The organism is Methanobrevibacter sp. (genome assembly GCF_017447225.1).
Lineage (GTDB): Archaea > Methanobacteriota > Methanobacteria > Methanobacteriales > Methanobacteriaceae > Methanocatella.
In genome coordinates this window covers 45,764-65,860 of sequence record NZ_JAFSNZ010000043.1, presented here as the reverse complement: position 1 = coordinate 65,860, position 20,097 = coordinate 45,764, and the positions used below count along the sequence as shown (strand labels likewise).

Here is a 20,097-nt window from a genome sequence, read left to right as displayed (position 1 = left end):
GTCAACAAATCACAAATAGATTTATTAAATATAATAGTAATTTAATTTTTAAAGATATTTCAAATCAAAAAGACTTTTTTAATAATGATGACTATTTAAATATGACTTTTCCTGATAATGTACGGGCTAATGCTAATTATGATTTATTTTGGGGTTGGGATAATTTAACCAATAAATCTTATTTTTATGTTGATGAAATTCAAACAAGAACTAATCAAATGAACAGTGTTTTAATTGCTTATGATGTTTGTTTATTTTATAAGAATGGGAAATATTCTGTTTATTTAAAAGATGAATCAGATAATCCTTTAAGTAACGAAAGAATCATTATCACTATTAATGGAGTAAGTTATACCAGAATCACAGATAGTAATGGTCATGCTTCACTAAATATTAATTTAAACCCCGGAAATTATTCTGTTAACGCACTATTTTTAGGAAATGATTTATATAAATCTTCTTTTATAGAAAATAATGCCTACGTAGTTTCCACTATACTAGCTCATGACTTGGTTAAATCATATAAAAATGATTCACAATTTAATGTCATGCTATTTGATAGTAACGGAAATCGTTTGAAAAACACAAACGCCACATTCAATATAAATGGAGTATTCTATAATAGAACCACAGACAAAACCGGAGTAGCTAAACTAAATATCAATCTTAGCCCAGAAGAATACATAATAACAGTCTATAATAATAATGACGGACTTTCTTTAGGATACACAATAACAGTAATCAAACAAAGCGTTTATTTAAATTACAGTAATTTTGTTATAAATAGAGCAGGCAATACTTCGTAGTTAATGTAATGGATCCATCAAACAAAGCATTACCCAATATAGACGTAAATTTCTATGTTAATGGTGTTACATATGTACGAACAAGTGATAATAATGGAATTGCTAAATTAAAAATCAATTTTCTAAACCCTCAGGATTATCCTATACATTGTTCATTTTCAGGAACATTTCAATACAATGCTTATACCGGACCTACAAAAATTATTACACGAGTAGACTCTTCCACAAAATTAAATGTCAATTTAAATACACAAAATATTCTTCTCAGAGACACAGGATATACTTTTGATGCCGTTTTAAAAGATAACAATAATTTTTCAATGCCAAATCAAAACATTATTTTCCAAATCAATGGTGTTTCCCACACCATAATGACTGATGAAAATGGTATTGCTAAACTTAATATAAATTTACCTCATGGCCAATATTCAATTTCAACAACATACACTGGATCAACATATTATAATTCAATTATAAAAAATAATATAATAACTGTAAATTTAACACCAAATTTAGTTTACAATGTAAATATTCCAATGTATTTTAATGTAAGTGGCTTAAATTATGTAAATCCTAATAGTTTACTTCCTGAATATATAGCTAAATCTGGTGAAAATGGAATAATAAAAGTATATGAAACTCGAGAAATTGTAATTACAACATCACAGATATTTGCTTTTGTATATGGTCAAGCTAGTCTTGCATATAGTAATAATTATACAAAATTATCAGATGGTGATAATTATTTCATTTCTAAAACAGGAGAAAAAATTACTGTAAATCAAAATTATGTGCCTACAGTTCAAGGAATCCTTCTTAAAACTGAAAAAGATTACGTTAAAATTTATTATTATGACACAATCAATGAAAACAACATTAATGGATTCAGTGTCGCATATTCATCTCTTTACAGAAATGGTTTTGATTTACAAGCAATTTCATTTATTAAAAACTTCAATCAATGGGGAGAAGTTTTATACTCTAATTCAATGTTTAATGATGATGCGGGACTTAAAATACAATTAGCAAATGGAAACGTTTATTATAATGGTATATTCTTTTATAATGTTACATATAATCAATTTTTAAATGGAAATTTAAATTTATTAAATTATACAAACACAAATACTACTTTACATTATACTCCTGAAACTGATAGGATTGATAAAAATCCTGATTTTGAATATATGGATACAGAATTGATAATTAATAATGAAATAATTGAAAAAACAGAAAAAATCAATACAGGTGTTTTCGTTGATTCTCAAGCAGGATATAACACAATACAAACATTCACGATTGCTGATAGAAAAATATCCAATGAAGATATAAATTATTGGTTAAATAAGAACTATACTATGGGTATTAGAAAAGCTAGTTATGGAACATTTTTAAATGGTTTAATGACAATGTATATGAGTGATAATTTAGCTAATGAAAAGGATGATTTTTATAATTTAACATGGACACGTAATGAAAATACTGTAGTAATGTCAGGAGTAATGAATGGTGGTGTGAGTTATATTCATGTACCTAACCCAAGTATGAACATGATATTGTCTAGCAATAATGATACAAATATGAAAAACTTCAGATTTGAATGTTCAATCATGCTAAGTGATATGGAAAGTATAGTTTTAGGATTTTCAAATATAAATTCTATCGGATCTCTTTCTTCATTATCACAACATATTTTATGTGGTGATTGGTTTGGTTTAGCACAAAATAATGAACTATTGATTGTTGATTTGAAAGATTATTCTGAAAAGTTAATAATTAATCAATCGTCAGGAATTGTTTCTGTAACTACTGAATTTGATGGATTTTTATATAAGGGAGCATTATCTTCAGATTATTCATATTGTTTTTGTGATGGTTTGACTGATAATACACAAAATAATAGTGGAAAAGTCTATGAAATATTTATTGTAAATAATTCACAATCTTCTATTAATAATCGTTTCAGTGAAAATTTTAATAGTTTAACTATTACTGAAGACCAATGGATTGCATTTGAATATGCAACAGGAATTTTCGCTGATTTTGCAATTGAAGCATCATCTATGTGTATAGTATCTGCTATAAGATACCCTGCTTTAGCAAAACCATTATTAGGTTCTGCAGTAATATTTGGTTTAGGTGGTTTGGGACTTAATTGTTTATCAAATGGGGTATTAAGAGATCCAAGTGGAAAAAATTTTTATAAAGCAGTTACAGATACTGGGGAGGGTTATGTTTCTAGTTTTACTGGTGTTCCTTTACCGTAACTGATGAAATGATGAATATATTTTGTTTGTTTTATTTCGAGGGGTATGATGAATATATTTGGTTTATTCGATTTTGATGGAAATGATAAATATTTTTCAGATAAGGAAACTGTGAAAAAACGTGCACTGAAAATATTTGGAATATTTTTAATTATTGCAATAGCCATGTCAAGTTTTACTTTATTAGGCTTTCTATTTTTCTTCCTGCTCTTATTTTCTTTAGGTGGAATATTTCTTGTAGAGTATTATAGTGACGAATTGGACAAAAAATATGGCTTGTATAATTTCAATAATTTTAGAGGATATTCACGACAAATTGGTGCATTTACTCTTTTGGGTTTTTCAACAACTGCATTAGCTTTGCTCTTAATATGTTTATGTGCGGATATTAACGTATACACATCAATTTTACTATCTATCATCTTTGCATTGCCATTTTTGGCAATAGGTTTGAGATTTAAAACATTCAATGATGCTAGTCTGGAAGAAAACGGTAAAATAGTATATGATGCAGGATATGAACCTAATTATTATTGTCCAGTTTTAGCTATCTGTTGTTATTTGGGCTATGTTCAAGGATTTTTTGAAACTTCACCAACAAATATAATTGCTTTAATATTATCAACATCATTCTGCTTCATTTGGCTGGTATTTCCAGATAAAATCAATAAATATATGCCATTTGAAAATAGAAATAAAAAAGGAGAAGCAATATATTTAGCAATCGCATTGATTATATTTTTCATATTATTCAGTCAATTCACTACTGTTCCATTTGTAAAAGTAATGGGATTTGTAGATTGAATAAGGATGTGAACTAAATATCAGAAACCGATAGGACGAGTAATCATGTTTAATTTCAATGAACCAATATCTAAAAAAAATGCTCTTTTGATATTTGTGGGCATGTGTAGCTTTTTTGCTGTTGTTATATTTTATTTTTTTAAAATAAATTTATTTTCAATTGTTTTTGAAATATCTGTGATTTTCACATTTTTAGGCGGCTTTATCTATACATTTTTTCACAATGAATTAAATGAGAAATTTCATTTTAAAAGAGAATATTTTAAGAGTTATACGACTGAGGCATTTGGTTATATTTCATTTTATGGTTCGTCAATTGCTGTTTTTTTATTTTTGTTTTTTTTATATGATATTGGAATATTTAAATCAGTTTTATATGCATTAATCTATCTGTTGCCTTTTTTAGGTGTTAGTTTGAGATTCAATGCATTTGGTGATGAAAGCAGATGGATTGGTGATAAAGAAGTAATAGGCTACAGACCTTTATATTTTCTTTGGTGTGCAATGTTTGTTGTTTTGCAGGGTTATTATTCTGCATTTCACTGTTCTTCTATAGCTGGCGGAGTCATTATTTTCATCATTACAACATTAAGTTATTTGTGGATTATATTTCCTGATAAGGTTAACAAATATCTGCCATTTGACAATAGGGAACTCATTGGACTTATAATCTATCTTGGTTTTATATTGGTTGTATTTTCATTGTTAATTAATCAATTTGATACAGTTACTTTTACTGGATTGATGCAAAGTTGGAGGGATTAAATATGGATGCAAAACAGATTATAGCAATAATTATTCCAATAGCAATATTCATGTTTAGAAAGTATATAAGTATAGTTATAACGCTTCCTATTTTAATAATAGGTTGTATTGTTACTTATTATTTCTATACAAAATCAAAAGAGGATAAATTTTTAAAAGGAGCTTTGTCCTTATATGGATTGAATTTCTTTTTTATTTTCATAGGGTTTTTATCATTATTATTCTTTTAAAAACCCTAATTTTTTTACTAAAATTTAAATCTTATTTTTTTCTTATAGTATATTATGTCATTATCTAAAAAGATGCTTAGAGACATTAAAATCAATAAAACACAATTCATTTCAATATTTTTAATGGCTTTTCTAGGCATTTTTGCATTCTGTGGGGTTTGTGGGGAGTATTATGGTCTTGAACAGACCAGTTCAGATTTTTACAGTGAAACTAATCTTGCTGATGGATGGATTTATAATACTACCATTACAGATGATGCTTTGGATGAAATAAACAATTTCACAACGGATAGTGAAAAGCAACTTGTCGTACAGTCCGTTGGAAACTTTTCAAATGATCCGGACATTACTCTGCATTTTGTAGAGGATAATGAAATATCTAAATTTTATGTGTCTGAAGGTGAGGACTTTAATCTCTCTGATGATTCTGGTGTATGGCTTGATAAAAGATTTGCAGATGCCCAGAATCTGACTGTTGGGGATAACATTTCATTTGATTTCAATGGAATTTCAATAGAAAAAGAGATTAAGGGAATCGGTTATTCTCCGGAATATGTTTATGAAGCATCCCCAACTTCAATAATTCCGGATTTTAAGGATATAGGTTTTGCTTACATGTCTCATAAGGCATTTCCAACTGATATTCAGTATAATGTTTTGCTGGTTAAATTCAATGATACGCCGGATGATTTCAAACAATCCCTGGATGACTCTGTGGAATATCTTTCATTTACAAAACGTGATGATCATGTAAGTGTTGCCCAGTTCAATGAGGAAATGGCTCAGCACAAAATGATAGGTAATGTTTTCCCAATTGTGTTTATTCTAGTTACATTTCTGACTCTTTTAACAACAATGACCCGTATCATTGCCCATCAAAGAACCCAAATCGGTGTTTTAAAGGCTGTAGGATATAAAAACCGGACAATTATTTTCCATTTTATGTCCTATGGATTCTGGCTGGTGCTTGCAGGTGCAGTTTTAGGTCTGATTTTGGGCCCTATGATTATTCCTGATTTGTTTTATCCTACAATGACTGCCAGATATTCACTTCCTGAATGGAATCCTGGCTTTGATATCAGTTTTGTCGTTGTGGCTGCTTTGATGGTTATATCTTCACTTGCAGTTTCCTATTTTGCAGCCCGTAACATTTCAAAGGAAAATCCTGCAAATACCATGAGGCCTAAATCTCCAAACATTTCATCTTCGGGATTTATGGAAAAATCAAGGCTTTGGGATAAACTGTCATTCAATCTTCGCTGGAATTATCGTGATGCAAAAAGAAACAAGTTCAGGGCATTGATGGCGATTGTCGGTGTAATGGGTTGTGTAGCTCTTCTGGTGTCTGCTTTTGGTATGGGCGATTCAATGGATAACTTAAAGACCTGGGAATATGATGACATTTCACATTTCGAATCCAAACTGATCATTGACAGCGGCGCTTCACTTGCAGATATTGATAGCGTAACCGATGAAGTCAACGGCAGTCAAATTATGGAGCAAGCTATTGAAATAAAGGCTCAAGGAAATGAGGAGACTGCAATGTTACTTGTATTAAATGACACGGATTTGATATCTCAGACGGATAAGAATGAAAATCCTATTAACTTGTCTGATACAGATATATCACTTTCACAAAAAATGGCAGAAAGTCTTGATGTTGGTGTTGGAGATACTATAAAATGGCATATCATAGGCTCTGACGATTGGATAACATGTAAAGTAACCAACATTCATGGTGAGCCTTTAAGTCAGGGAATTATCTTATCTGCGGATAAGTTAAATGATTTGGATTTAGATTTCACTCCAACCAGCATCATAACTTCTGAAAAAGTGGATGATGATTACGATTCAATAAAAAGCGTCAGTTCAATTGATGAAATGGTTGATGCATGGGATAAGATGACCTCTTCTGTAATGATGATGGTTTCAATTCTAATTTTCTTTGCAGTGCTTTTAGCTATTGTGGTGTTGTATAATTTAGGTATACTGTCATTTACAGAAATCGAGCGTGAAATAGCTACTCTAAAAGTATTGGGTTTTAAAACAGGTGATTTGAGGAAATTATTATTAACGCAGAATCTGGTATTTACAGCAATAGGATTTATTTTAGGAATTCCTTTGGGATTCTATCTGATGACACTCATGATGGATGCTGCAGGAGAATCCCTGTATTATATTCCTTCATTAACGTTGGGAAACATTGCCCTAAGCGCAGTAATAACATTTACTGTGTCCATTGTTGTTAATCTGCTCTTTTCTGGAAAAATCAAAAACCAGAATATGGTTGAAGCCCTTAAAGATGTGGAATAATTTTTTTATTTTTTTACATTAACATATCATAATATTGTGATATGAAAATATTTATATATATTAACATTATAAAATATGAAGTAGATATAATTTAATGTGATTAAAAATGGCAGACAATAAAAATCTTGAAAATAACAATGATGATGTATGTGAAGTAGTATGTACACATCAGGATGTTGTTGATCGTGTAAAGGATCGTATGATTGAAGAAGACCAATATTCTGAATTAGCTGAGTTTTTTAAAATATTTGGCAATCCTACAAGATTAAAAATACTTTCATTACTAGCTATCGAAGATTTATGTGTTTGTGACATTTCTGAAACATTAAATTTAAATCAAACTACTGTTTCAAATCAATTAAGAATTTTAAGAGCAAATAATATTGTAAAATATCAAAAAGAAGGTAAAATGGCAAGGTATTCACTTACCGATTTACACATCGAAATGATATATAAAGTTGGTTTGGAACACATTTTAGAATAAATTTAATGGTGTTTTAAATGACAGAAAATAAGTGTTATGAACATGATTGTGATGATAAAGACTGTCACAATCCAGAACATTTCAATTTCATTTGTTTTGATCCTAATTGTGAGGAAATTCACTGTGAGAATAGACAGCACTTTGATAAACAATTATTAAGAGATTATCAAGCAAATACAGATTTAAGTGTGCATGATCACAGAGAAGAAATAGATTATGATGAAGACGTGGATATAAACATTTGTGGCTGTCCTGACTGTGCAGATGACCATGATCACGACCACGACCATGAACATCATCATGAGCATGAGCATGAAGAGGAGGATTCCTGTAGCGATCCTGATTGTGATTGTCATGATCACGACCATGAACATGAACATGAACATGAGGATTCTTGTTGTGATGATGATTGTTGTTCTGATGAGCATGAGCATGAACACGAGCATGAGCATGAACACGAGCATGAGGATTCTTGTTGTGATGATGATTGTTGTTCTGATGAGCATGAGCATGAAGAGGATTCCTGTAGTGACCCGGATTGTGATTGTCATGACCACGACCATGAACATGAAGAAAAGGATACCTGTTCAGACCCGGATTGTTCCTGCCATGACCACGATGACGATGATGTGGAAATAAGCATTTGCGGTTGTCCTGACTGTGCAGATGATGACCATGACCATGATCACGGACATGAGGAAGAGGAACTTTTAGCTGAAGGAAAACCTTTAATAGCTAACAGACCTATCCAAATCATCGTTGCAAGCGGAATCATGTTTGCAGCAGGCCACATTTTAGAATTCTTATCATTCAATTCAACTGTTGTCACAATCATTTTCATGATTGCAGCTATAATTGCAGGTTATGAAATTGCAGGAATGGCTTACAGGTCATTGGTTAAAAGGCACACTGTCGGTCCGGCAATGCTTATGTGTATTGCTTGTGTTGCTTCATTTATCATTGGACACCCTGAAGAAGGTGCTGCTGTAACATTCCTTTACTATATTGCAGAATTCCTTGAAGACTATGCTGAACACAGAGCTAAACGTTCAATCAAATCCTTAGTCGAAATCGCTCCTGAAACCGCTAGAGTTAAAGTGGGGGATTCCGAAGAGCTGAAAAATGTTGATGACGTAAACATCGGCGATATTGTAATTGTTAAACCTGGAGATAAAGTTCCATTGGACGGTAATGTTATTTCAGGTTCATCTTCAGTCAATCAGGCTTCAATTACTGGTGAAAGTGTTCCTGTCCTTAAGGAAGTTGGTGATGAGGTATTTTCAGGAACTGTTAACGAAGATGGATACTTTGAAATGGTTGTAACTAAAAAGGCAAAGGATTCTGTAATTTCCAAGATTGTAACTTTAGTCAAAAGATCACAGCTCAACAGATCTGAAACAGAGTCTTTAGTTGAAAAAGTTGCTAAATATTATACTCCTGTCATGATGGTTGCTGCAGCTTGTGTCGCATTCATTCCTCCATTGTTATTCGGTCAGAATTTGATTGACTGGATTTATAAGGCACTTTCACTTCTGGTAATTTCATGTCCTTGTGCATTCCTGATTTCAACACCTGTCGGTATGGTGTCTGCTATTACTTCCGCTACCAGAAACGGTGTTTTGATTAAGGGAAGTACATATGTTGAGGAAATGAAAGGGATAAAAGCAGTCATATTTGATAAAACAGGTACATTAACAGAAGGTAAATTGGAATTAAGTGAAATTGAAGTTTTAGATGATTCAATCTCAAAAGATGATGCTGTTAAAATTGCAGCGTCTCTGGAAAACCAGTCTTCACACCCTATTGCACAGGCTATTGTAAATTATGCTACATTAAATGACATAGAATTTGAAGAAATAAGCGATTTCAAAAACGTTCCTGGTAAAGGAATTGTGGGATTCATTGATGGCGAACAGTATTACGCAGCCAACGAATCACTGATTGAAGGCAGCAGCTTTGAAATTTCACATGATGATGTCAACAAATACTCTGCAGAAGGAAAAACTGTGGTATTTGTCGGAAACTCACAAAATGTTTTGGCATTAATTACAGTATCCGATAAAATCAGGGACAACGCATCAGAAGTCATTGCTGATTTAAATAAACAGGGAGTACAGACAGTAATGTTGACAGGTGATAACAAGATTGCCGCTCACAAGGTTGCAGATGAGATTGGAATAAAATATGTTTATTCAAATCTGATGCCTGAAGACAAATTGAATATCCTGGATACAATCAGAAATAAATTCGGTGATGTTGCTATGGTTGGTGACGGTATTAACGATGCACCGGCACTTGCGAGAGCTAATATCGGTATTGCTATGGGTGCTGCAGGATCTGATGTTGCTATTGAAACAGCTGATGTTGCATTAATGCAGGATGATATTTCCAAATTGCCTTACCTGTTCTCTTTAAGCCATAAGACAATGAGCATCATCAAACAGAACATTACAGTAGCTATTGCAGTTAAGTTACTCTGTGTAGTATTGGCTATTCTGGGAATAATCACATTGATGATGTCTGTAGGTTTCGGAGACTTGGGATTAACCCTTTTGGTTATCCTGAATTCATTTAGAATTGGAATGGTGAAAGATCCACTATTCTAATTTTACTTTTTCATTTTTTGGCATTACTAAAAATTTAAATAATTTAGACAAGCCTAATTTTGATATAACTAAATTTAATTATTTGTTTAGCCTAAAAAAGCTCTAAAAATCGAATAATTTATATACTAAAATGTACTAACCTATATTTAAGTAATATTACTTAATTTTTATATTTGAAAATTTGACATTTGGGAGATGAAAAATATGGTAAGAAGATATGTTGATGAAGCTTTAAAACACAAGCATGTATTAATCTTTGCAGCAGGTGTTGCAACAGCTATCGTAGGTAAAAAAGTATTGGAATCTGAAGCAGTTAAAGAAGCAACCACCAAAGGAATGGCTGCAGTTATGTCTGCTAAAAGGGACGCTGAAGAAGCATTCCAGGACATGAGAGAAAACGCTGAAGACATTGTTGTCGATGCAAACTCTGAAGTCAAAAAAGAAATCTACGTATCTGAAGATGAAGAAGAATAATCTTTCTTCATTTCATAACTTTTTTTTAACCATTTATCAAAAAATTTTATTTACTTTTCTGACATATTATTATTGATGTTTAGTGAAAATAATGTTGATGTATTGCTTGGAAACCCTAAAAAGGCACTGTTAAGCATGTCAATACCTTTAATTATATCGCTATTAATATCAAGTTTATACAATCTCATTGATGCGATGTGGGTGTCTTCGCTTGGAGCGGATGCCCTTGCAGGCGTCGGATTTGTAACTCCAATATTCATGATTTTAATAGGATTCGGTAACGGGCTTGGTGCAGGTTCCGCTTTTGCATTATCCAAATATATCGGTGAGAAAAACAAACAGAAAGCGGACAACGGTTCAATACATTCGATATTAATCACAATTGTCATTTCAATTATTTTAACTATTATTTTGTTAGTGTTCTTAAAAGATATTCTGATTCTGATGGGTGCCGGCCAGACTGTTGACTTCGCAATGGACTATGGTGCTGTTATTGTCACAGGTTCAGTATTTGTAATATTGTCCAATGCATTATACGGAATTTTCAGAGGCGAAGGTGACTCATCAAGACCGATGTATGCAATGATTGCATCTGCCGTTTTGAATATTATATTGGATCCCATATTTATTTACACATTGGGCTTGGGAGTAACGGGTGCGGCTGTTGCAACTCTGATTTCATCATTGTTTGTGATACTTGTCTTAAGTTACTGGTTTTACATTAAAAAGGACACTTATTTAAAGCCAAATTTAGCTAATTTCAAGTTTAAAAAAGAGATAACATTTGATATCATAAAAGTAGGGCTTCCGGCAAGCCTGCAGCTTCTCAACAATGCATTTTTTGCAGCAGTATTTTCAGCGCTTCTTGCATTCATATCATCAACAGATTCCGTTGCAGTATATTCCACAGGCTGGAGAGTTGTTACAATAGGAACAACTCCGATTTTGGCTATCGGAACCGCTCTGGTATCAGTTATTGCAGCTAATTATGGTGCCCGCAATTACGAAAATATCAGAATCGCTCACAGATACTCAATGAAAATATCAATGATTTTTGCAGTTATCGTGATGATTTTAACGATTGTTTTTGCTCCCCAAATCGCATCAGTATTTGCTTCCGGAAGCAGTGCAAGAATATCAAGTGAGTTAACAAGCTTTCTGATGTGGATTGTGCTTTACTATCCGACAATGGCTGTAGGGGTAGCTTCAACTTATGTTTTCCAGGGTGTCGGACGTGGAATAACTGCGATGTTTCAGACAATTTTAAGAGAAACAGGTTTCACGTTGTGCTTTGCCTTATTGTTCACTTTAGTATTTGGATGGGGTGTTTGGGGTGCCTGGATGGGTATTGTCCTTGGTGAGGTTGTATCAAATAATGTTACATTGATTTGGGCTAATTCATGTATTAATAAGCTTATATATTTTGACAGTTAAAATATATATCAATGTATAAAAATGATAGAATTTATTACATTGATTTATTAAAATTTATCGCAATATTTGGAGTTATATTTATTCATCTGTGTGGTTTCACGGGCCACAGTGAAATATTGAATTTTCGAATATCCTATCTGTCTGAAATCTTTCGTTTTGCTGTTCCTGTCTTTTTAATGATAACTGGAACGTTGCTTTTGAATAAGGATATTTCAATCAGTCAGTTCTTAAAGAAAAGGTTTTCCAGAATAGTATTTCCATATATCTTCTGGATTATTATAACAATAATCACTTTTTTATTTATTTCAGGGACATTGATTCAGGATTATCCGTTTGTAATAATTGATCAATTTTTTAATGCAAGTTGGAATTGGTATTTTTGGATGATAATGGGAGTTTATTTCATCATTCCTGTTGTCAATGAGTTTATTTTAAATAAAGGTTTTGAAGCATGTAAATATATGATTATTCTAATGATGTTTGCAAGTGTCTTTTATTCAGTCTGTGTGATTTTGGGATATGGGACATTTTTTGATTTAAGATTTTTTGTCTTGCCAATATCTTATGTTGTTCTTGGCTATTTTTTAGCCAATTATGAATTTAAAATATCTAGAAATAAAATAATTCTGGTTTCAATTATGTTGTTTTCAATATCAACCCTTTTAAAGTTAACTTTTCATGATTCAACGATATTTTTTGTAAATGATGCAATCTATCTGAGTTCCGGTTATGATATTAGCTTTTTAGAGATAATTCAAGCTTCAGCTGTATTCCTGCTTTTTAAGAATTTGAATTATATTATATTGGACAGATCTATAATAAAACGTTTTATAACTTCAGTAAGCAGGGCTAGTTATGGTATGTATCTTGCTCATATGGCAATATTAATTCCAATATCTCAGATTTTCAAATCTCTTTCATCAACAGGTACACAAACTTTACTTTCAGTAATTCTGCTTTCTATAATGGTAGTTTTAGGTACATGGCTGCTGGTATTGTTTGTTGATAAACTGCTTAAATTAAAAAGGTTTTCAGGTTATCATTAAAAAAATTAATTGATATTATGGTTAGATACCATTAATATCTTTGAAATAGATTTTATCATCACATATGGTGTCTACTAAATCCATATCGTGACTTACAAGTAAAAATCCCATATCTCTCTGTTTCACTATTTTTATCACTGAATCTAAGATTTGAACTTGTGTTATCGCATCAAGCATCGTTGTCATCTCATCAGCTATCAGGAACTGTGTTTTCGGATTCACTGCTCTTAGAACTGAAAATCTTTGAAGTTCTCCGCCGGACAGCTCCTGTGGGAAACGTGTCAGCCAGGATTTTTGAATACCGAATTCTGATAATGTTGCATCATCTACATCCCATGATTCAGACAGCACTTTATCCATTTTCCATTTGGGATTCATTACCTTTTCAGGATGTTGATATATTAATTGAACCGGTTTGAAACCTTTGTTTGGAAGTTTTTCATCATTGAATTTCACTTCACCTTCATATTTCTGAATATGACCTGAAAGTATTTTGCATAATGTTGATTTTCCGCTTCCGCTGTCTCCAATCAGTCCGATGATTTTTTTGTTATCCAATTCCAGATTGATGTCTTTTAAAATATAGTCTTTGGCGGACGGATATTTGAATGAGATATTTTCTGCCTTAAGCTTCATTTATTTCACCTTCTTCATATTTAAAGCATCTGACTTTTTTGTTTCCAAGGCTTATTAGCTGAGGTCTTTCTTTTTTGCATCTGTCAAATGCCATTTCGCATCTGTCGTAATATGGACATCCTTCAGGGATTTCTCCGTGTAGTGGCTGATGTCCTTTTGTCAGTTCAAATCCGTTTGCAGGCAGTGCCTTGTATAATGCCTTTGTGTATGGGTGAAGCAGGTTTTCTCCATCTCCGGAGAAGTCTTTTGTTTCAGCGATTTCTATCACATAACCTGAATAGAATATTCCGATTCTGTCTGCAACATCCAATGCTGCATGAATGTCATGTGTGATTAGAAGCACTCCAATACCATCTTCTTTCATATGTTTAAAATGATTTAATGTTTCTTCTACAGTTTTTTCATCAAGTCCTGGCGTTGGTTCATCTGCTACAACGAGTTTCGGATCTGACAGCAATGCGGTTGAAACCAGCACTCTTCTAGCCATTCCTCCGGATAATTGGAATGGGTACATATCATCTACTTCGGGGCCTAAATTATAATGTTCAAAGATTTCTCTCTGTTTCAATTTCTTTTCGGCTTTTTCACTGTCACTTTCGGTATGTCCAATAGCTTGATCTGAAATTTTCATTAATGGGTCTAAAAAGTTTACTGATTGAGGTACTAAAACTATGTCTTTACCTCTTATTTCTTCTTTATCTTTTTGGGATAATTCTTTTCCTTTAAATTTGATTTTTCCATTTAAATTTGCATTTTCTGGAAGTATTCCAAATATTGCATGTGCAAGTAGGCTTTTTCCAGAACCGCTTGAACCCAATACTGCCAAAATTTCTCCTTCAGATATATCTAATGTTAAATCAGTGATAACTTTTAAATCGCGCTGATTTAATCCTTTAGTATATTGGATGAATGAAATTGAAACATTTTCAACATCTAATAATTTTTCCATTAAATCACCTTTTTGATAATAAATGATAACTTTTAAATACTATTTTGTACTTTATCAATATTAAAGTTATTCAAAATCAATAAAAAAGTATTACTTATAACATAATTTTTAACTATAAAGTAATAAGTTTTCAATTGGGTGTTATGATGAATGTTGTAATTAAAGAATTAGGAAATAATCCAAAACAAATTCATGATGTTCAGGAATTTTTATTTAAAATGATTAAAATTGAATTTGGATATGATTATGTTCCTGAATGGCATCAGGATATTGTACATATGGATGAATATTATATTAATTCTGAAAGAAACAATTTTTTTGTAGCATATGCAGAAGAAACCGGTGAAATAATAGCAACAATTGGAATAAGGGCTTACGATAAAGATTTTCCAGAATTTAGACATTTATACTCTAAAGATATAACATCAAGCATATGGAGATTATTTGTAGATAGAAGATGTAGGCGTTGTGGTTTGGCGTCTAAAATGTTTTGTATTGCTGAAAGATTTGCAAATGAGGTGGGTTTTAAAGATATTTATTTGCATACGCATAAAAATTTAGATGGAGCTATTGAATTCTGGACAAAAATGGGATTTGTTGTTGCGCTGGATTCGGAGGATGAGCTTCAAACTGTTCATATGGATAAGCAAATTCATGAATTGAAAATTAATTCTCAAGCAACTGATTTTAGATATGCTGTAAAATTATGATTTTTTAATATACTTCTGAGTATGTGGGCAAGCAAAGATACATTTTCCACATACGGTATCTGCTTTTCCTAAATTTTCCTTAGAAATGATAAGGGCGTATTTTTCACATTTTTTATCATCATAAAAATCGTTTCTTTTAAGTTTATAGTTCCATTCTTTCCCGGTTATGGCTTCTCCAGGACAGGCGTCCTTACAAATTTCACATTTTCCGCATTTTGATTTAAGTATGGGTTTTCCAATAGTTAATGGTGCATTAGTTAATACGGATGATAATCTTAAAGCAGACCCATATTTGAATGTGGTAAATAATGCTGATTTGCCGATCCATCCAAGACCTGAACGGGTAGCTATTGTTTTATGTGGTAATTCAAACCCGTTATTTTCACCAAAATCTGATCCTAATCTTTTTTTTGTTTGAGCATAGGCTTCATATCCTTTATTAATGAGAAAATCTTCACATTTCATTCCAAGTGCGTCTAATCTTGTATTCAAACTTATTAATTCCTCAAGATATTCTTGTGTCGGTGCATTTTGCATATTTTTGATGATTTCTTTTGGATATGTGATGTAAAAAACTACTCCTGTATTCAGTCTTTTTTTTGGTGTAAAATTGGTGATGTCTGCAAAACCTACTTCGTTTGCACCGTTATTAATTAGAAATTTTTTAAGTTTTGAAGATAAGGTCATGGGCAAATATTTAAATGAGATATTATTTAAATTTAATTTTTGTATTACTTTTCATTAGGTAGGATATATTTAATTTGTACAATTTTTATATTATAAAACTATTTATCTATTATATTTTATTTATTTTAAAATTTAGAAACTGTTTATTTAATGGACTAATTATTAAAAAATGTTTATCTATCAAATTTTGTTTAATAGTAATAAATATATTTTTATATGGTTTCATCATAAACTAATAATCATATTAAAATAATAAAAAAAAGTATTACTTATTGAAGAATTTTTCAATAAAAAGTAATACTTTGATTTTAATATATCTTTTTCAATTATATTGTGGAGAATATTTATGGATAAAAAAATATTAATCGGTGGAGCTGTGGTTCTTGTGGCTATTATTGCTGCTGCCGCTATGTTTATGGGGGGTTCAACAGATACTGATCCTACTCATTTAACTGTTGCAGCACACAGTAATATTAAAGAACCTGAATCTGGTTTTGACCCACTTACCGGTTGGGGATGCGGACACCAGAACTACAATCCATTAGTACAAAGCTGTTTATTCAAAACAGATGCAAATGGAACTATTGTTCCAGATTTAGCTACTGATTATTCAATCAGTGAAGATGGTTTAACATGGACTGTAAATGTAAGAGATGATGTTAAATTCTCAGACAATTCAACATTTGACGCAAATGATGTTGCATTCACATTTAACAAAGCAAAAGAAACTGAATCAGACTTGGATTTAACCAATCTTGATAAAGCTGTTGCTAAAAACGCTACATGTGTTGAATTTCAATTAGTAGAACCAAGATCAACTTTTATTTATGATTTAAGATATCTTGGTATTGTACCTGAAGAATATGATAATTCCACTTATGGCCAAAATCCTGTTGGTACTGGACCATATGTATTGGACCACTGGGATAAAGGTCAACAAGCAATCTTCAAAATAAATGATAATTATTACGGAGATAAACCATACTTTACTCAAGTTACATTATTATTCCCTGATGAAGCTACTTGGTTAGAACTCGCTAAATCAGGTCAAGTTGATGTTGTACCAGTTGCAACTTCAGCATTAAACCAAACTGTGGATGGTTATCAGTTCTATGAAGTATCTGCAGGAAGAGCACAGGGTATATCCTTACCATATCTTGAAGATACCGGTGCTGTAAGTCCGGCAGGTTCCAAAATAGGTAACAATGTAACTGCTGATAAAGCAATTAGGGAAGCATTAAATGTTGGTATTGACCGTCAAAAAATGTGTGATGAAATATTTTCTGGTCATGCTACTCCTGAATTCACAAGTGTAGATACAAGAGACTATGCAAATCCTGATGCTAAAGTCCAAGATGCTAATGTTGATGAAGCAAAACAAATCCTGAAAGATGGAGGATGGGAAGATACTGATGGTGATGGAATCGTGGAGAAAAACGGAACAAAAGCATCATTTGATTTATACTACCAGCCAGATTATCTTGACAGACAATCTCTCGCAACAGTATTTGCTGAACAAGCTAAAGAATTAGGTATAGAAGTAAAACTCGTAGGTGCTGACTGGGATACCATTTATGCAAATATGTACAGTTCAGCAGCAGTAATGCAACAGACTTCTCCAGACCCATACAAATCAATTTATCAACAATATCACAGTAAAGAAGCAGATGATTTCTATATGAATCCAAACTTATACAATAACTCTGATTCTGATAAATTGATGGAAGAGGCAATGCACTCCAATGATTTATCTACTGCTAACACTTTATGGGCACAATCTGCTCTTGTTAACGGCGGAGGATGGGGTCCTGCTGGTGATGCTCCATTTGCATGGCTTGTAAACTACGACTACAATTATTTCATTAAAAACGGTATTGATATCGGAAATCAACCTGATGGTTTAGGAAATGATGTTTTGATTAATATCTGTGAGTGGACCAGAACCAACTCCGCTTAATCATTTCCTTTTTTTATTTTTTTTTTAAAGTTTTTCAAGGGGGTTTATTTCATTGAATAAACAAAAAATAGCAAAATATTTTGGTTATAAGTTAATTCGTTTTATAATATTGATGATTGCTGTTGCAATTTTTAGTTTTGTATTATTAGATTTATCCCCTATTGATCCAGTTAATGCTTATTTAAAAGGTGCTGCGGTATCAGAAGCACAACGCCAAATTTTAGAGCAGTATTTTGGTACTAATGTTCCGTTAACGACAAAAATATATCATTGGCTTTTAGATTTAATTCAAGGCAATCTTGGTACTTCATTGATATATCGTGCCCCTGTCATGGATGTAATTATAGATAAGTTTTCTGCTTCTGTAGTTTTAATGGCTATCTCTTGGGTATTAAGTGGAATTCTCGGTTTTGTATTTGGGGTAGTCGCTGGTAAAAATAAAGGTTCATGGATTGATAAGGCTATAAAAGTATATTGCTATGCAATTCAATCAGCTCCATCTTTTTGGGTTGGAATGCTTGTTTTAATGGTATTTTCAGTCTATTTAGGTTGGTTCCCAATAGGGTTTGGAGTTCCAATAGGTGTAAAAAGTACGGATGCGACATTTATGGAATGGGCATCAAGGCTGGTTCTTCCTACATTGACTTTGAGTTTAGTTGGTTTGGCGCCAATTGCAATGTATACACGTAATGAATTAGTTCAAGTTTTATCTTCTGATTATGTATTATTCGCAAAATCTAGAGGAGAAAAAGGCTGGGATTTAATTAAAAATCATGGAATAAGAAATATATTATTGCCTGCAATCACATTGCAATTCTTATCATTCAGTGAATTATTTGGTGGTGCAGTTATGGTGGAACAGGTATTTTCCTATCCGGGTATTGGTCAAACGGCAGTAGCTGCAGGTCTTCAAAATGATGTGCCATTGTTTTTAGGAATTGTAGTAATTAGTGCAATATTTGTATTTGTTGGAAACCTGCTTGCAGATATTTCATATTATTTCATAGATCCAAGAATTAAGGAGAATGAGTTCAATGATTAAGAAAAAGACTGATGATAAAAGGCAATGGTTTTTATACTCTGCAAATCTTAGGGTAAAGACCTTTGTAATTATTGGTATTTCTGCATTGGTTATCATAAGCATTTTTGTTTCCGGTTATTTTATAAGGGATATCCCAACCAGTTTTGTAAATGCTAATCAGATGCCCTCTTTAGAACATCTTTTCGGAACTGACTGGATGGGAAGAGACATGTTTCAGCGGACCATTGCAGGTCTTGGATTAAGTCTGATGGTAGGTTTCATCGCATCTGCTGTTAGTACATGCATTTCTATTGTTTTGGGATTGTTTTCCAGTTTCAACAAATTTGCTGATGAATGTGTTGCCGGAATTATTGATTTATTTGGTTCTATTCCCCATATTCTTTTAATCATTATTGTTTCAATAATGTTTGGTGGGGGCGTATATGGTGTTATTATGGGTGTAGGTTTAACGCACTGGACACCACTTGCAAGAGTTCTTAGATCTGAAGTAAAGGAAATTAAAACTAAAGAATATATTTCTTTAGCTGAAAATCTGGGCAGGAGCAGATTTTGGATTGCTCTTAAACACATTTTCCCATTAATCGTATCTCAAATTATTGTTGGTGTAATTCTGATGTTTCCTCATGCTATTATGCACGAAGCAGCAATTACTTTCTTAGGCTTTGGTTTGCCTCCTCATGAACCTGCAATTGGAGTAATATTGTCTGAATCAATGAATTATTTATCATCAGGATATTGGTGGTTAGCATTCTATCCTGGTATGTCCTTGTTGATAGTTGTTTTATTGTTCGATTTGATTGGAGAAAATGTTGAAAAATTACTTAATCCTGAAACTGCACAGGAATAAAAATCATGTTAAGAGAAATTCTTCATTTCTCTTCAAATCT

Annotated in this window: 18 protein-coding genes; 15 read left to right on the top strand and 3 right to left on the bottom strand. The window is 32.2% G+C overall.

Annotation, left to right across the window (positions count from 1 at the left end; all coding sequences use genetic code 11):
- The 11 genes from IJQ68_RS04630 to IJQ68_RS04580 all read left to right on the top strand — a co-directional run.
- The coding region (locus IJQ68_RS04630; RefSeq protein ID WP_292797566.1) for a carboxypeptidase-like regulatory domain-containing protein at window positions 1–806 on the top strand (806 nt) is incomplete at its 5' end.
- 8 nt (window positions 807–814) lie between these two features.
- Window positions 815–3,073 (top strand): Ig-like domain-containing protein, encoded by a 2,259-nt coding sequence (locus IJQ68_RS04625; RefSeq protein ID WP_292797564.1) that lies wholly within the window; start codon window positions 815–817, stop codon window positions 3,071–3,073.
- Between the two features lie 45 nt (window positions 3,074–3,118).
- The gene (locus IJQ68_RS04620; RefSeq protein ID WP_342765128.1) at window positions 3,119–3,877 is read left to right on the top strand and encodes a hypothetical protein; all 759 of its coding nucleotides are present in this window, start codon (window positions 3,119–3,121) and stop codon (window positions 3,875–3,877) included.
- 414 nt (window positions 3,878–4,291) lie between these two features.
- Window positions 4,292–4,642 (top strand): hypothetical protein, encoded by a 351-nt coding sequence (locus tag IJQ68_RS04615; protein ID WP_292797559.1) that lies wholly within the window; start codon window positions 4,292–4,294, stop codon window positions 4,640–4,642.
- Between the two features lie 2 nt (window positions 4,643–4,644).
- Complete coding sequence (locus tag IJQ68_RS04610) at window positions 4,645–4,872, top strand: hypothetical protein (RefSeq protein ID WP_292797557.1); 228 nt, start codon at window positions 4,645–4,647, stop codon at window positions 4,870–4,872.
- Window positions 4,873–4,926: 54 nt separating this feature from the next.
- Complete coding sequence (locus tag IJQ68_RS04605; protein WP_292797556.1) at window positions 4,927–7,185, top strand: ABC transporter permease; 2,259 nt, start codon at window positions 4,927–4,929, stop codon at window positions 7,183–7,185.
- 106 nt (window positions 7,186–7,291) lie between these two features.
- Window positions 7,292–7,669 carry a helix-turn-helix transcriptional regulator gene (locus IJQ68_RS04600; protein WP_292797554.1) on the top strand — a complete coding sequence of 126 codons (378 nt, stop codon included), beginning with the start codon at window positions 7,292–7,294 and terminating at the stop codon, window positions 7,667–7,669.
- A gap of 17 nt (window positions 7,670–7,686) precedes the next feature.
- Window positions 7,687–10,275, top strand: a complete 2,589-nt coding sequence (locus tag IJQ68_RS04595) for a cation-translocating P-type ATPase (protein WP_292797552.1) — start codon at window positions 7,687–7,689, stop codon at window positions 10,273–10,275.
- A 204-nt stretch (window positions 10,276–10,479) separates the two neighbouring features.
- Entirely contained in the window at window positions 10,480–10,749 is a 270-nt protein-coding gene (locus IJQ68_RS04590) for a DUF6110 family protein (RefSeq protein WP_292797550.1), read from the top strand.
- 75 nt (window positions 10,750–10,824) lie between these two features.
- Window positions 10,825–12,183: an MATE family efflux transporter gene (locus IJQ68_RS04585; RefSeq protein ID WP_292797548.1), complete on the top strand. Its 1,359-nt coding sequence runs from the start codon at window positions 10,825–10,827 to the stop codon at window positions 12,181–12,183.
- An 11-nt stretch (window positions 12,184–12,194) separates the two neighbouring features.
- Window positions 12,195–13,229 (top strand): acyltransferase, encoded by a 1,035-nt coding sequence (locus tag IJQ68_RS04580; protein ID WP_292797546.1) that lies wholly within the window; start codon window positions 12,195–12,197, stop codon window positions 13,227–13,229.
- Window positions 13,230–13,250: 21 nt separating this feature from the next.
- Here the strand turns inward: IJQ68_RS04580 and IJQ68_RS04575 are convergent, their stop codons facing one another.
- Window positions 13,251–13,865 carry an ABC transporter ATP-binding protein gene (locus tag IJQ68_RS04575; protein ID WP_292797544.1) on the bottom strand — a complete coding sequence of 205 codons (615 nt, stop codon included), beginning with the start codon at window positions 13,863–13,865 and terminating at the stop codon, window positions 13,251–13,253.
- The gene (locus IJQ68_RS04570; protein WP_292797542.1) at window positions 13,855–14,814 is read right to left on the bottom strand and encodes an ABC transporter ATP-binding protein; all 960 of its coding nucleotides are present in this window, start codon (window positions 14,812–14,814) and stop codon (window positions 13,855–13,857) included. The genes IJQ68_RS04575 and IJQ68_RS04570 overlap by 11 nt, the downstream gene beginning before the upstream one ends.
- Before the next feature lie 146 nt (window positions 14,815–14,960).
- Between IJQ68_RS04570 and IJQ68_RS04565 the strand changes: the two genes are divergently transcribed.
- A complete protein-coding gene (locus tag IJQ68_RS04565) occupies window positions 14,961–15,524 on the top strand; it encodes a GNAT family N-acetyltransferase (protein WP_292797540.1) in 564 nt (187 codons plus the stop codon).
- On the opposite strand, the gene IJQ68_RS04560 is transcribed toward IJQ68_RS04565, so the two are convergent.
- Window positions 15,519–16,211 (bottom strand): 4Fe-4S double cluster binding domain-containing protein, encoded by a 693-nt coding sequence (locus IJQ68_RS04560; RefSeq protein ID WP_292797537.1) that lies wholly within the window; start codon window positions 16,209–16,211, stop codon window positions 15,519–15,521. The two genes, IJQ68_RS04565 and IJQ68_RS04560, sit on opposite strands and share 6 nt — an antisense overlap.
- A gap of 346 nt (window positions 16,212–16,557) precedes the next feature.
- Between IJQ68_RS04560 and IJQ68_RS04555 the strand changes: the two genes are divergently transcribed.
- From IJQ68_RS04555 to IJQ68_RS04545, 3 genes are all read left to right on the top strand, one after another.
- Window positions 16,558–18,168 carry an ABC transporter substrate-binding protein gene (locus IJQ68_RS04555; protein WP_292797535.1) on the top strand — a complete coding sequence of 537 codons (1,611 nt, stop codon included), beginning with the start codon at window positions 16,558–16,560 and terminating at the stop codon, window positions 18,166–18,168.
- 112 nt (window positions 18,169–18,280) lie between these two features.
- Window positions 18,281–19,210 carry an ABC transporter permease gene (locus IJQ68_RS04550; RefSeq protein WP_292797568.1) on the top strand — a complete coding sequence of 310 codons (930 nt, stop codon included), beginning with the start codon at window positions 18,281–18,283 and terminating at the stop codon, window positions 19,208–19,210.
- The gene (locus IJQ68_RS04545; protein ID WP_292797533.1) at window positions 19,203–20,057 is read left to right on the top strand and encodes an ABC transporter permease; all 855 of its coding nucleotides are present in this window, start codon (window positions 19,203–19,205) and stop codon (window positions 20,055–20,057) included. Before IJQ68_RS04550 ends, IJQ68_RS04545 begins: the two co-directional genes overlap by 8 nt.
- The last annotated feature ends 40 nt before the right edge of the window (window positions 20,058–20,097 follow it).